Below are 13,593 nucleotides of genomic sequence, written 5' to 3'. Positions count from 1 at the left end.
GGGCACGCCCCACCGCGCGCAGCAGAAACGACGGCTGCGCCTATGGCACCTCCTTGCGCCTCAGAGTTGGCCCGTCAGCAACTGGCGGAATGGCGGGAATCATTTCCCGAACCAAAGCCTTCATACCTTCGAGCGATTTCGGCCCGTACGTGTGTCCCGAAAAGTTATTGTAAACGAGTTCCACCTGAAGTGCATGGTTATCCGGGTACAGCCAAGCAACAGAGATCCCATCGTCATGCGCCCACATGTAGCCTCGCCCTTCGATTCCGTCAAGGACCAGTCGCTCGTGCCCCTCGGCTTCAATCTCACTGAACAAGTGCCCACTGTCCACACTCAGGATACCACCTGGAGCATATGCGATAAGTAGCGAAGAGAGATTGTCGTCACCGCTCTCGTGCCCTGTGATCGTACAGTAGAAAGCACTCTCTTGCGGCACCTTGGTCGGGTCAGTGGAATCATTACTGTGACGGTACACATACTCTTCAGAATGGAAGGACAGCCCCTCTAGCAGCAATCGATTCGAGACCACTTCACATAGGGTGTCATCTGCAGAAAACACAGCGCTATCAGAAGGAGTACTGGAGTCCCCTCCCCCCTTGCTATCACCCCGGACGCATGAGGTGACCCCCGAGAACAGGAAGACAGCGGCAACTGCGCAACTCAAGCCCATGAACGAACGTCGCATACGCCCCACCTTTGAATCTATCTCAATGGCATCCACTAACCAAACCACTTAGTTTGTTCTCGGAGCCGCAGCGGCCTTACCTCCTGCAACTTGATGTTCAGCATCAACCTGACCATCGGCAACAGATGACTCCACTTTGTTCAAGGGCCTCAGGTTACTGTCACCCGCAACTCCGTTATTCTTCCAATCTAACATTTCTGCTACCTGCTCATTGCTAAGAGAGTTCGCATCAATCGACGGACGCCCATTGGCGTCCTCACGATACCATCCCGTTTTATTATGCTCAGGAGATGGCTTCACGCCTTCCCCTGAAGCCATCTCATGATTAAGAACAATTGCGTACCCTTGAGCTTTGCGACGGTTGTAAGAGTTCTCGGCCGAGTTAGTTGTATCAACCTCGGGGGAACCCAGCTGTTTCAATATAAAATCAGTTGTCATCGGTTGCGTGATGTTCGATGCGATAGAGTACGCAGCTGGAGCCCCTGTTCCTGCACTTGCCGCACTGATCATCAAACCGATCGCAGTGTTCGCAACGGCCATCGAAGTACCAACAGTTTTATTTCGCTGTTCTTCTATCTTAGCTGCATCATCCTTATTCTTTTTGATGTCATCATCAAAACGCATGTTAGAAAGCTGCTCCAAGTATGCCGTCGTTGCTGCGCTCTGCTGATACTTGTTTTTAAAGTCTTCCTCTCCAGATCCATTCTTAGCGGCGCTAGCGGCAGCCTCAATTCGTTTCCCGTGATATTTTCCAGCAGCAACAGATACTGTCGCCATGGCATCCGAATTGTTCCCGAACCTGTATACAAGAGTCGAAATATCTTTGGCGTCAACTCCCCATTTGTTAAGACCCGGTCCATCCCCGGACCCTGAGTATGAACTGCCGGAACTCGCCGCCGCTAACTCTTCTGGAGAATTCGCAACAACCACAGCCATATTCTTTTGCATCGCTTCCGAAAACTTCTCTTTAGGCCATTTATCGCTAGCGAAATACTTCATTCCTTTTGCGGCTGCATACGTTGCCCGTGCATCACCTTCAGCGTCGGGGTGATCAGCATCGGGATTCCTAAACGATGAAGCTTGAGCAAGTGCAGCCGAAAAATTTTCGATCGGACGAGCAGCTTTGCGCTTGGATGATTTCGGTGCCGGAATGGCGTCCCAGTCACGCGAAGTGAGCTTTTCCCATCGATGCTGGGTGTCCTTGTCTGGGTTCCAATTGCCATCCTTATCGACCGATCCTTTTCCACTGAGATAAGCGAGGGAAAGGTCTTTATCTTTGGCCATGAGTTCCATGACGCCAGCAAGCGGGTCTGTTGAATACTCAGTAGTTAAATAGGTAGTTCCAGACGAGATGGTCTTTGGGTCTATTTCCTCAAGGACATCCGCTGCATTAAGAATAAAACCGGAGCCATACTTTGTTCCAGTCGTTGTCACAAGCGCGTTGAACGCTGCGGCGTCATCCGGCGATTTTGAAGTATAAATCGCGACTCCGAAGTCTTTTCCTAGCCCCTCCCCTCCGACACCAGGCTGAGACGCCCCAGCCAGAAGGTGTCCAAGGGTATCTGTCATGAGCTGGATTTTGTTGGGGTCCGTCGCGAACGTCTGATTAGCGTTGTTAACCAGGGTGAGGTAGGCTCGAGCCCCTCCGACAGACTTCACAAATGAGGCTCCGTACGCTGGGACGTCTTGATGCTTTTCTATTTCCGCTCTGAGTTTCTCGGCTTTCGCCGCGTCACCAGAGTTTACCGCCGTTTGAAGTTCCTGCGCTTGCTTTTTTGCATTGGCGGCAGCTTGCGTATTATATGTCCGAACGTTAGAAGCGGTATCCATACTTGCCCAATAGGCCGCAGTGTCAGTTGTTCCCTCAGGAGGGTCAGGAAGGTAGTATGTGTACGTCCCATCAGGATTCTTATTGTCAACCCCATTAGAATTGAGGTTGACGACCTCTGTCCTGCGAGCGTTCAGCTCCCTTGCCAAGCCGATGATGGCGGAGGCGCACCCGGCCAGCGTTGTTGACGACCCGTCTCCGCCCAATGAATCAGGTTGAGTTGAGGACCCATCAGGAGAAGAAGGACCCGCCCCCCCAGGAGTGCTGGGAGCACTGCCGTAGGCGCGTGCAGCCTCTTCCACTGTTCCAACGGGGTGAGAGTTATTCTCGCTGGATTTGTAGATCTTAGACCTTTGAGAGGAGACAAAGGCGCCATACTCATTCAGGCGACCCTCCTGCGTCTTAGCCTTTTCGGGATCAATCTTAAAGAATGCCATGTTTATTGTACTCCGTCATTCGGTTTTTCAAAGTGCGCCAACTGCCGTGGATTAGAATATTTTCCAGTTCGCTTCTGTTGAATGCTCGTTCGGATCAACTTTTTTCCCTGGATACGCTTCCTGCTGCGACGCCGCGGAACTTAGGTCACTAATAATCGTCGCCATGACTCCAGAATCGGAATCAACAGAGTCAACAGCCGTCGTCATCTTTGCAGACAGCGTCTCCGCCACAGGGGAATCCCATATCCCATCAAGTCCCGACTTCAAGGTCTCAACAGAGCCTCCCGAGGTCGGCGACCACCCACGAAGATTAGTTTGCGAGGTCCTCGCCGTGGAAAGAACATTATTAGTGGCAATCAACTTTTTGTTGTCGACCTTCCCATCATTTGACTTGCCATCTTTCGAATCGGCAGGAGGGGGATTCTCGCTCATCGAGGCTCCTTAGCTTCACTACGGACTTCCAATCCCAGGTCACTTTACCGTAACACCCACAGATCCGCCCGCGTATGTAGAGGCTCGGTTCAGGTTCAGGAGGCGACCGGCGGCCCCGCGACGGGCAGGCTCAGCCATACCCGGGTCCCCACGCCCTCACGGGAGGCCATGCGCACGCTGCCGCCGTGGCGACGCACGATCGTGGACACCAGCGCCAGCCCCAGCCCCGAGCCCGGCAGGCCCCGGGCGTTACCGGCCCGGGCCAGCTCACTCCACACGGCCGGCAGGTCCGCCTGCGGCATCCCGATCCCAGTATCGGCCACCTCGATGGTGACGGTTCCCGACTCCTCCCGACCGCGCACCTCCACGGTCCCGCCGGGCGAGGTGTACTTCGAGGCGTTGGAGATGACGTTGTAGACGGCCGAGTACAGCAGGTCGCCGTCGCCGCGCACATGCGACAGCGGCCACGGAACCTGCGGCAGGTCCAGGCGGATTCTGGGCCCGCCCCCACGCGCCGCCCCCTCCTCGCCGACCGCCTGGGCGGCGTCGTGGACGGTCTCAGCGATATCGACGTCCTCCAGTGAGAGCGCGGCCGTCTCCAAGTCGGCCAGCTTGCGCAGATCCGTCACCAAGCGCCCCATGCGGCGGGCCTGAGCGTCGACGACGTCGACCCGGGCCTGCAGCTCGTGAGGCGGGGCCTGCGGCAGGTCGGCGACGGCGGCCCGCACCGCCGTCAGCGGGTTCTTCAGCTCGTGGTCCAGCCGGCGCAGGAACTGCTGGTGACGGGACCACGCCTCCTCCTGGGCCTGGCTTCGCCCCCGCTGCACCGCCAGGCGCAGCCTGCGGCGGATCACGGTCACAGCCAGGGCGAGCAGCAGCAGCACGATCCCGATCTCCGCCACCACCAGCGGCACTGCCGTGGAGATCACCACCGGAGCCAGCCCGAAGGTCGCATAGGAGGCCGCCACTGCGACGGCCACGACCGCCACCGCCAGCACCCATCCGATCCAGGCGGCCCGCCGGGGCTTCTCCGTAGGGGGGTCCAGAGGTGCAGGGGCGGCTTCGGCGGCGGCCCCGGCCAAGACCTCGACGCTCCGAGGCTCAGCCGTCGGCCGCTGCGGGTCGGCCTGCAGCGGATGGAGGTCGGCCGACTGCGGACGGTTCCCCAGGTCACCCGCCAGCGGGGGGCCGGCCGGCTGCGCGGCCGGCACCCCGGGCCGGGTGACCGGCACGGTACGCGGCCCACCCACGTCCACCGCCGGCTCCATGTAGCGGGTACTGCCGTCCTGCGCGGGCGCCGGACGCGGCGGGACCGAGGGCGGCAGTTGCGGCGGGATCGACGAGCCGCTCATGCCCGGACCTCGGCCCGGAAGCGGTAGCCGACGGAGGGGACCGTTTCGATGTAGGTGGGGTTGGCGGCGTCGTCGCCCAGGGCCTGGCGGATCTCGCGGATGCGGTGGTCGACGGCGCGCGTGGAGGTGGCGAAGTCGATGCCCCACAGGGAGGCCAGCAGGGCGTCCCGGGTGTGGAGCTCACCGGGATGGCTCATGAGGTAGTCCAGGAGCATCGTGGCCTTGGGAGTGAGCGTCACCTCGCGCCCCGACAGGGTCACCCGCCGCGAGGTCCGCTCCAGGAGCAGCTCACCGGCCATGAGCCGGGAGGCGGAGGTCAGCGGCTGGGCCACGCCGCGGGTGCGGCGCAGCACTGCGCGGATCCGGGAGGCGAGCTCGGCGGGGTCGAAGGGCTTGGACAGGTAGTCGTCGGCGCCGTCGTCGAGGGCTGAGACCCGCTCGTAGGAGGCATCCACCTGGGTCAGCAGGATGATGGGGGTCCAGGCCCCACCGGCCCTGACCCGCCGCACCAGCTCGCGGCCGTCCATCCTGGGCATGAGGACGTCGGAGACGATGATGTCCACCTGGTAGGAGGCCAGGATGTCCATGGCCTCCGCCCCGTCCGAGGCGAGCAGGACCCGGTACCCGCCGCGCTCCAGGTAAGGGCCCAGGGAGCGGCGGATGGGGGCCTCGTCGTCGACGAGCAGGACAGTGGCGGACGGAGCCGGTGCGGCGGGCTGAGTCACGGCAGTCTCACTGGGAGAGCTTCCCGGTGGTGTTGTTGGCGCCGCCGTCCTGGACCGCCGGGTCGTCGCCCAGCCAGTGGACGGTGACGCCCGAGCCCTGGATGTTGAGGTGGTCGATGTCGCGGGCGTAGACGGTGACGTTGGAGCCCTGGACGGTGAGGGTGTCGACGTCCTCCGCGGCGATCTTGACGTCAGAGCCCTGGACCGTCAGCGTGTTGAGGTCACCCACCAGGTTGAGAGTGCTGCCGGCACCCTGAACGACATAGTCACCGGAGACCTCGGTGCGCTGACCGGTGCTCTGGATGTCCTTCCAGGTGGGGTCCGTGATGGGGGCGTCGTCGCCGTCCTTGTCGTCATCCTTGTCGCCGTCCTTGTTGCCGGGGGCGGCCGTGGCCTGGGCCGAGCCACCGGAGGAGGACTGGGAGTCGGCAGTGGCGGCCCCCTTGGCATCGGTCTTGGACGAGCCCTTGGAGTCGGCGCCCTGAGTGTCCTTCTGCTCGGACTGGGCGGCGGGCGAGCCGGAGTCCCCGGAGCCGGAGCCGTTGACGGACAAGGAGCAGGCGCCCAGGCTCAGGGACAGGGCCAGGGCGGCGGTACCGGCGAGAACGATCTTGGGCAGACGCATGATGAGGTCCTCTCAGGAATCATGTGGGGAGTTGTACAAGGAATACAATACCGGCCGATTATCCCCTCCTCGTCGCAGTGCTGTCGCAGAACTGCGACACCGGCCGCGATGATGCTCACGGGTCACTGGGCTTGCGCGGACGGGGGCATTCTGCGCCGTCGGGGACCCTTGCTCGCAGCCGGGGGCATTCGACGCCGTCGGGGACAGGAAGCCGGTCCCCGGACGCGCGGACTGTCCCCGACCGGAGGGGAACGCACCCGTCCGCGTGGAATGTCCCCGGCCAGGGCTCACGACGACGGCCAGCAGCAGTGACCTGCGGCGGCAACCGGAGGCAGTGGCCGGCGACGGCAGCAGCAGCGACCTGCGGCGGCAACCGGCGGCAGTGGCCGGCGACGGCAGCAGCAGTGCCGGAGGCCTGCACCAACGCTGCACGTCCACGCCAAGGCCGCAGGCCCGCACCGCCACCGCGGAGCCCCTCAGCCCTCCGTCGAGGCGGCCGCCTTGCTCGTCGCCGTCTTAGTGGCGGTCTTCTTGGTGGCGGCCTTCTTCGTGGTGGTCTTCTTCGTCGTCGTGGCCTTCTTGGCGGTGGTCTTGCGGGTGGTGCGCTTCTTGGCCGGGCCCTTGGCGCGCTTGTCCGCGAGCAGCTCGAAGGCCCGCTCGGCGCTGATGGTGGCCGGGTCCTCACTGCGGGGCACGGTGACGTTGGTCTGCCCGTCGGTGATGTAGGGGCCGAAGCGACCGTCCTTGATGACCACCGGCTTCTCAGTGGCCGGGTCCTGACCCAGCTCGCGCAGCGGTCCACGGGCGGCCGCCTGACCTCGACGCCGCTTGGGCTGGGCGAAGATCTCCAGGGCCTGCTCCAGGGTGACGGTGAAGATCTGCTCCTCGGTCTCCAGGGAGCGCGAGTCCGTACCCTTCTTGAGATAGGGACCGTAGCGGCCGTTCTGGGCGGTGATGTCCTCCCCCGACTCCGGGTCCTGCCCGACGACGCGCGGCAGGCTCAGCAGGTCCAGGGCCTGCTCCAGGGTCACGGTGGACAGGTCCATGGAACGCAGGAGGCTGGCGGTGCGGGGCTTGGGCTTGGCCGCCTTGGTGGTCTTCTTCGTCTTCGCAGTCTTCGCCGCCTCCGCATCGGCCGTCTCCTCCGGCTCGGGCAGGACCTCGGTGACGTAGGGGCCGTAGCGGCCGTCCTTGGCGATGATGACGTGCCCACTGGCCGGGTCGACGCCGAGCTCGCGGCCGTCGTCGGCGGCGCGGGTGAAGAGCTCGCGGGCCTTGTCCACGGTCAGCTCGTCGGGGGCGAGGTCGGCCGGCACGTTGGCGCGCTTGCCCTCGCCATCCTCCAGGTAGGGGCCGTAGCGCCCCACCCGCAGGGTGATGCCCTCGCCGATCTCGATGGAGTTGACGGCGCGGGCGTCGATCTCGCCGAGGTTGTCCACCAGCCCCTTGAGCCCCTGGGCACGCAGCGCGGCGGCCGCGGCCTCGAGCTCGCCCGAGGCGGCCTGGGCGGTCTCCGGACCACCGGCATCGCCCTGCCCGTTGTAGAAGCGCCGCAGCCAGGCGACCCGGTCCTCCTCGCCGGCGGCGATCCGGTCGAGGTCGCGCTCCATGGAGGCGGTGAAGTCGTAGTCGACGAGCTCGGTGAAGTTCTCCTCCAGCAGCCGGGTGACGGCGAAGGCGAGCCAGGTGGGCACCAGGGCCTGGCCGCGGTGGTCGACGTAGCCGCGGTCGGAGATGGTGGACATGGTGGCCGCGTACGTTGAGGGGCGGCCGATCTCGCGCTCCTCAAGGGCCTTGACCAGGGAGGCCTCGGTGTAGCGCGGCGGCGGCGTGGTCTCGTGACCGGAGGCCTCGGCAGCCAGGGCGGCCAGCTCCTGCCCGGCGATCATCGAGGGCAGGCGCACGTCCTTGGAGTCCTTGGCGGCGGCGTCGTCCTGGTAGCGCTCGGCGTCGCGCCCCTCCTCGTAGGCGGCCAGGAAGCCGCGGAAGGTGATGACCGTGCCCGACGCCGTCAGGCCGGCCGTGGAGAAGGTCGGGCCGGAGTCGCGCGACTCGCCGGCCACCGGCGTCAGCGGCACCTCGACGGTCACCGTGGCGGTCGAGCCGACGGCGTCGGCCATCTGGGAGGCCACGGTCCGCTTCCAGATGAGCTCGTAGAGGCGGAACTGGGCTCCGGTGAGCTCGCCGGAGACCTGGGCCGGGGTGCGGAAGTGGTCGCCGGCGGGGCGGATCGCCTCGTGCGCCTCCTGGGCGCCCTTGGACTTGGAGGCGTAGACGCGGGGGCGCTCGGGCACGTACTCGGCCCCGTAGAGCTCGGCCACCTGCGAGCGGGCCGCGGCCACGGCCTGGCCGGACAGAACCGTGGAGTCGGTGCGCATGTAGGTGATGAAGCCGTTCTCGTAGAGGCCCTGCGCCACGCGCATGGTCTCGCGCGGGTTCATGCGCAGCTTGCGGGAGGCCTCCTGCTGGAGGGTGGAGGTGGTGAAGGGGGCGGCCGGGCGGCGCTTGTAGGGCTTGTCCTCAACCCCGACCACCCGCGGCTCTCCCCGGCCGATGGCCTCGGCCACGGCCGTGGCCCCCACCTGGTGGAGGTGGACGGCGGAGGCCTTGAGCGCGGCGGGGCGCAGCTGGCCGTCGTCGTTGAAGTCACGGCCGGTGGCCACGCGCCGCCCGTCGAGGGTGACGAGCCGGGCGGTGAAGGAGGCCTCCTGGCGGGCGGTGACGTCCACGGCGGACAGGACGGTGGAGAAGGTGGCCTCCACCCCCCAGTAGGAGGCGGAGCGGAAGGCCATGCGCTCGCGCTCGCGCTCGACGACGAGGCGGGTGGCCACCGACTGCACGCGCCCGGCGGACAGGCCGGCACGGACCTTGCGCCACAGGACCGGGCTGACCTCATAGCCCACGAGGCGATCCAGGATGCGGCGGGTCTCCTGGGCGTCGACGAGGTGGATGTCCAGCTCGCGGGTGTTGTCCAGGGCCCGGGTGACGGCCTCGCGGGTGATCTCGGTGAAGACCATGCGGCGCACCGGCACCTTGGGCTTGAGGACCTGCTGGAGGTGCCAGGCGATGGCCTCGCCCTCGCGGTCGTCGTCGGTGGCCAGGTAGAGCTCGTCGGCCTCCTTGAGGGCCTTCTTGAGCTGGGTGACCGTCTTCTTCTTGTCGGGGTTGACGACGTAGTAGGGGGTGAAGTCGTCCTCGACGTCGACCGCGAACTTCCCGTAGGGCCCCTTCTTCATGGTGGCGGGCAGCTCGGAGGGCTGCGGCAGGTCGCGGATGTGCCCCACGGAGGCCTCGACGTCGAACTCCGGACCCAGGTAGCCGGCGATGGAGCGCACCTTGTTGGGGGACTCCACGATGACGAGCTTGGTGGACACGTAAAGCCTTCCTCACGGGTGGTGCGCGGCTGGCCGCGGCGGGTGGGTCTGCGGGCGGTTGTCGCCGGGCCCTGGAGATCACCGCGGGATCGTGAGGATCCGGGCGATCCGGGGCCCCGACGAAGGGGGACGGCGGGGAGTCGGCGAGTGCCGGCTCCCAGCCGACTGTAACGCACCACCCACCTTTTCCAGCCAGGCAGTGCCCGGAAGAACGACTTTCGTCTCAGATGAGCTCGGCCAGGGCGCTGCGCACGGCCGCCAGGCGCTGAGCGGCGATGTTCTCGTCGTAGGGCAGGTGCAGTCCGCGGCACTCGGCGGCCAGCTCGGCCAGGGAGCGGACCTCGGGGAAGCCGCGGGAGGCGAGCTGGGCGACCTCGTCGATGATCGGCGAGCCCGAGGAGCCGGCCCCGCCGCCACGCAGGTCCACCCACTGCCCCAGGCGCCGGGCCGCGCGGTCCAGGCTGGAGGTCACGGTGCGCAGGGCGTCGTTGAGCTGGGCGACCTGGGTGCTCACGGCCTGCAGCACGGGCCCCAGGCCGCGGAAGCCGGACTCCAGCGCCTCGCACAGGTCCGTCAGGGAGTGCACGGCGTCCACCTCAGTGCCATCGAGGATGGACTGGGCGAAGCGCCCCACCATGAGGGTGAGCAGGCGCATGAGGGCCACGGAGAAGCGCAGCTCGGTGACCGACTGGTGCAGGACCTTGAGCCGCGAGGGCAGTGCGTTCAGCTCGGCGCCCGCGATGCCGGTGAGCTCGGCGATGCGCTCGCTGAGCATGAGCACCTTGGTCTGGGCGCTGTCGCCGACGTCGTGGGAGACCAGCTGGCCGATGCGCCCCACCCGCGCCTCCACCGCCCGGGCCGAGTCGTGGGTGGCCTCCATGGTGGTGATGAGCCGCAGGTACTCATCGAGCTCGTAGACCAGGGCGTCGGTGTCCTTCTCCATGGCGGCCACCGCGTTGAGGATCCGGGCCACGGCGCCCAGCCCCTCGGGGGCGGCCGCCGGGACGCGCACCCCGGCGGTGACCAGGGCGGCCACCTCACGCGGCAGGGTCGCCAAGGTCATGTCGTGCAGGGAGGGGAAGCCCAGGGCCGCCAGCTCCGCGGCCAGCTCACGACCACCGAACTCGCCGAGCTGGTGGCGTGAGGCGCCCCGGGCCTGAAGGTCACGCTCCTTGGCGCGCACCCGGCGGTAGGCCTCCTCGACCCGGTCCCTGGTGGCCCCGTCCATCGGCTTGATCCGCACCGACAGGTAGCCCTGGCGCAGCGGCACGATGGTGGCGAAGACCCGATAGTCCAGGCCGTCCACGGCACGGTTGGTGATGTAGCCGCAGGCCGGGCGCCGGGTCTGCAGATCGTCCCAGATGAGGCGGAACAGACCCGCCGGCATGTCCAGGTGACGAATGATGTTGTGCGGAGCCCCGATGAGACGCTCACGCGAGTAACGCGACAGCGTATCGAACGTCCGGTTCGTGTTCTGGATGACGCCTTTGAGATCCGTGGTGGAAAAGAAGATGTCCTGCGGATCGAACAAACGCTCGTAACCGACCTGCGACTCCATGGTGCTTTCCTTCAGGGTGAATAATTCGCGGGAGCACCTCGCCAGAGGACTATTCCTTCAGCTCCTCACACAGTGCCGGGAAGAAGGTAACGAAACGTGTGTGCCCGCGGAAGACAGTTTATGACATTGTCACCAATAAGGTGGGACCTATCTTGTAGATTATCGACAATTACTCCCCCAGGTGGCTCAGAGTCTCACGAACCGTCGCCACCCGCTGACGGATGACGGGTTCGTCCAAGGTCACAACGACACCGCGGGCCTTGGCGGCCAGCTCGGCCAACGAGGCCGTCTCCGGGAAGCCCTGCTCACCCACGGCGACGGCCTCACTCAGGGCCGCCTCGGCGTCGACACCCTCGACGAGCGCCTGGGCCCCCTCGTCCTGAAGAGCGCGGATCCAGCGCTGGAAGGGCCGCTTGACGCGGTCGAGGTTACTGACCACGGAGCGAAGATCGCCCTCCAGGCGCTCGGCCAGATTCGCCGCCTCCTGGCAGGAGGGCACGAGCTCCTCCAGGTCGGAGAGCATCGCCTCGGCGAGGTCGCCGATGGCGTCGCCGGACTCCCCCTCCTGGCCGTCCAGGACGGCGGCGGCGAAGATGCCCGCCATGAGGGTGTGCAGACGCATCATCGAGCTGCGGAAGCGCACCTCGGAGGCCGCCTCGTAGAGCGCCACGAGGGAGGAGTTGAGCTGGCGCAGTACCTCAACGGCCTGAGCCCCACGCTCCTTGACTCGCTCGGAGACGGTGGGCACGGAGGACTCGGCGTCGGGACTGGTCACCTCCCCCATGAGGGAGCCCACGCGGTCGGCCCGGTCAATGACCGAGCGCACCCCTCCGGCCCAGGAGCCCAGGCCGTTGATGAGCTCCTGGTACTCGCCGAGCTGGTAGATGAGCTCGTCGGTGTCCCGCTCGATGGCGGCGACGGCCTGCAGGACGGCGGACATGGGGTTGTCCGACTCGGCGCGCGGCGGCACCCGCACGCCCTCGACGACCAGCAGGGCCAGCTCGCGCGGCAGGGCGGCCCGGGCGAAGTTGTGCAGGTCGTGGTACTGAAGCTTCGCCAGCTCCTCGGTCAGCAGCGCCGCCCCGTGCTCGGCGACCTCCCGGCGCCCGTGGCCCTCCTCGGCGTAGGCACGCTCGGCGGCGCGCACGCGGGCGTAGATCTCCTTGACGGGCGTGAACATGGCGTGGTTGGTCGGGCGCACACGCACGGACAGGTAGCCGTCGGCCAGCGGAGCGATCGTGGCGAAGACCCAGTAGTCCCGTCCGTCCTGGGCCCGGTTGAGCACGTAGACGCAGGAGGAGCGTCCCTGCTCGAGCTCGTCCCACATAAGCTTGAAGGCACCGGCGGGCATGTCGTCGTGCCGGATGATGTTGTGCGGAGAGCCGACGAGCTCCTCGGGGCTGTAACGGGACAGCGAATCAAAGACCCGGTTGGTCCTGCGAATGACACCCTTGGTATCCGTCGTTGAGAAGAACAGGTCCTCGGCACCGAAGCGGCGCTCGTTGCCATCGACGTATTCCATGTCTCTCCTGCTGTTGCTGTCTGAGGGATGTATGAGGGAAATGAGGTCGACGCCGGTTCACCGACGGCGACACACTTGATGAGGGACGGCAGAGATACACTTGGCCGCTCTCTCGGGGGCTACGCTATGAAGTAACGTTCCGGTGCACGCGAATGTGGAGATCAACAACCAAGACGCATACCCGCTTAAGCATGTCACAGCGTTCGAGCCGCCGCGTCTCCGTTCGGTCTCAGATCGGTAACACAGTCGAGACACAGGTTGCGCTGTGGTCGAGCATAGCGCCTTCCTGTTGAATAGATGACGTGACTAACGCCCCCACCGAGAACCTCACCCGTGCCGACGGCTCCCCCTTGCGCGTCCTGGTCGTCGACGACGAGCAGATGCTCGCCGACCTGCTCGCCTCCGCCCTGCGTTACGAGGGATGGGAGGTCACCACTGCCGGGACCGGGATCGCAGCCGTGCGCTCCGCCCAGGAGATCGACCCCGACGTCATCGTCCTGGACATCATGCTTCCCGACTTCGACGGACTGGAGGTCATGCGCCGGGTGCGCGGCCACCGCCCGAACGTGCCGGTCCTGTTCCTGACGGCCAAGGACGCCGTCGAGGACCGCGTGGCCGGGCTGACCGCAGGCGGCGACGACTACGTGACCAAGCCCTTCTCCCTGGAGGAGGTCGTGGCCCGGCTGCGTGCCCTCCTGCGCCGCTCCGGGGCCAGCGAGGAGAAACCGGCCTCCATCCTGGAGGTCGGGGACCTGCGCATGGACGAGGACTCCCACGAGGTCTGGCGGGGCGAGGACGAGATCCAGCTGACCGCCACCGAGTTCGAGCTGCTGCGCTACCTCATGCGCAACCCCCGCCGGGTCCTGTCCAAGCCGCAGATCCTGGACCGGGTGTGGAACTACGACTTCGGCGGGCAGGCCAATATCGTCGAGCTCTACATCTCCTACCTGCGCCGCAAGATCGACAAGGGCCGCGAGCCCATGATCCACACGATGCGCGGCGTCGGATACGTCCTCAAGCCGGCCGCCGGCACCGATGAGCGCGGCTGAGCGCCC

At 65.6% G+C, this 13,593-nt stretch carries 10 protein-coding genes; 1 reads left to right on the top strand and 9 read right to left on the bottom strand.

Going from position 1 to position 13,593, the window contains the following annotated elements; genetic code table 11:
* Window positions 1-40: 40 nt before the first annotated feature.
* The 9 genes from HMPREF9058_RS13265 to HMPREF9058_RS00065 form a co-directional block, all read right to left on the bottom strand.
* Window positions 41-559 (bottom strand): hypothetical protein, encoded by a 519-nt coding sequence (locus HMPREF9058_RS13265; RefSeq protein WP_139018906.1) that lies wholly within the window; start codon window positions 557-559, stop codon window positions 41-43.
* A 174-nt stretch (window positions 560-733) separates the two neighbouring features.
* Window positions 734-2,950 carry a DUF6571 family protein gene (locus HMPREF9058_RS12840; protein WP_009747389.1) on the bottom strand — a complete coding sequence of 739 codons (2,217 nt, stop codon included), beginning with the start codon at window positions 2,948-2,950 and terminating at the stop codon, window positions 734-736.
* Between the two features lie 51 nt (window positions 2,951-3,001).
* Entirely contained in the window at window positions 3,002-3,382 is a 381-nt protein-coding gene (locus HMPREF9058_RS13260; protein ID WP_009406148.1) for a hypothetical protein, read from the bottom strand.
* Window positions 3,383-3,477: 95 nt separating this feature from the next.
* A complete protein-coding gene (locus HMPREF9058_RS00090) occupies window positions 3,478-4,734 on the bottom strand; it encodes a sensor histidine kinase KdpD (protein ID WP_009405621.1) in 1,257 nt (418 codons plus the stop codon).
* The gene (locus HMPREF9058_RS00085) at window positions 4,731-5,459 is read right to left on the bottom strand and encodes a response regulator transcription factor (protein ID WP_009406309.1); all 729 of its coding nucleotides are present in this window, start codon (window positions 5,457-5,459) and stop codon (window positions 4,731-4,733) included. Before HMPREF9058_RS00085 ends, HMPREF9058_RS00090 begins: the two co-directional genes overlap by 4 nt.
* Before the next feature lie 7 nt (window positions 5,460-5,466).
* Window positions 5,467-6,084 (bottom strand): DUF3060 domain-containing protein, encoded by a 618-nt coding sequence (locus tag HMPREF9058_RS00080; protein WP_009406026.1) that lies wholly within the window; start codon window positions 6,082-6,084, stop codon window positions 5,467-5,469.
* Window positions 6,085-6,560: 476 nt separating this feature from the next.
* Window positions 6,561-9,458, bottom strand: coding sequence for a type I DNA topoisomerase (gene topA / locus HMPREF9058_RS00075; RefSeq protein WP_009405700.1), 2,898 nt, complete (start codon window positions 9,456-9,458; stop codon window positions 6,561-6,563).
* A gap of 223 nt (window positions 9,459-9,681) precedes the next feature.
* Entirely contained in the window at window positions 9,682-11,016 is a 1,335-nt protein-coding gene (locus HMPREF9058_RS00070) for a hypothetical protein (protein WP_009405427.1), read from the bottom strand.
* Between the two features lie 169 nt (window positions 11,017-11,185).
* Window positions 11,186-12,538, bottom strand: a complete 1,353-nt coding sequence (locus tag HMPREF9058_RS00065) for a PAS domain S-box protein (protein WP_009405879.1) — start codon at window positions 12,536-12,538, stop codon at window positions 11,186-11,188.
* Window positions 12,539-12,840: 302 nt separating this feature from the next.
* On the opposite strand from HMPREF9058_RS00065, the gene HMPREF9058_RS00060 reads away from it, so the two are divergent.
* Window positions 12,841-13,587 (top strand): response regulator transcription factor, encoded by a 747-nt coding sequence (locus HMPREF9058_RS00060; protein ID WP_009406511.1) that lies wholly within the window; start codon window positions 12,841-12,843, stop codon window positions 13,585-13,587.
* Window positions 13,588-13,593 lie beyond the last annotated feature (6 nt).

This window comes from Actinomyces sp. oral taxon 175 str. F0384, from assembly GCF_000223355.1.
Lineage (GTDB): Bacteria > Actinomycetota > Actinomycetes > Actinomycetales > Actinomycetaceae > Actinomyces > Actinomyces oris.
This window is presented reverse-complemented; position numbering and strand designations above follow the sequence as displayed.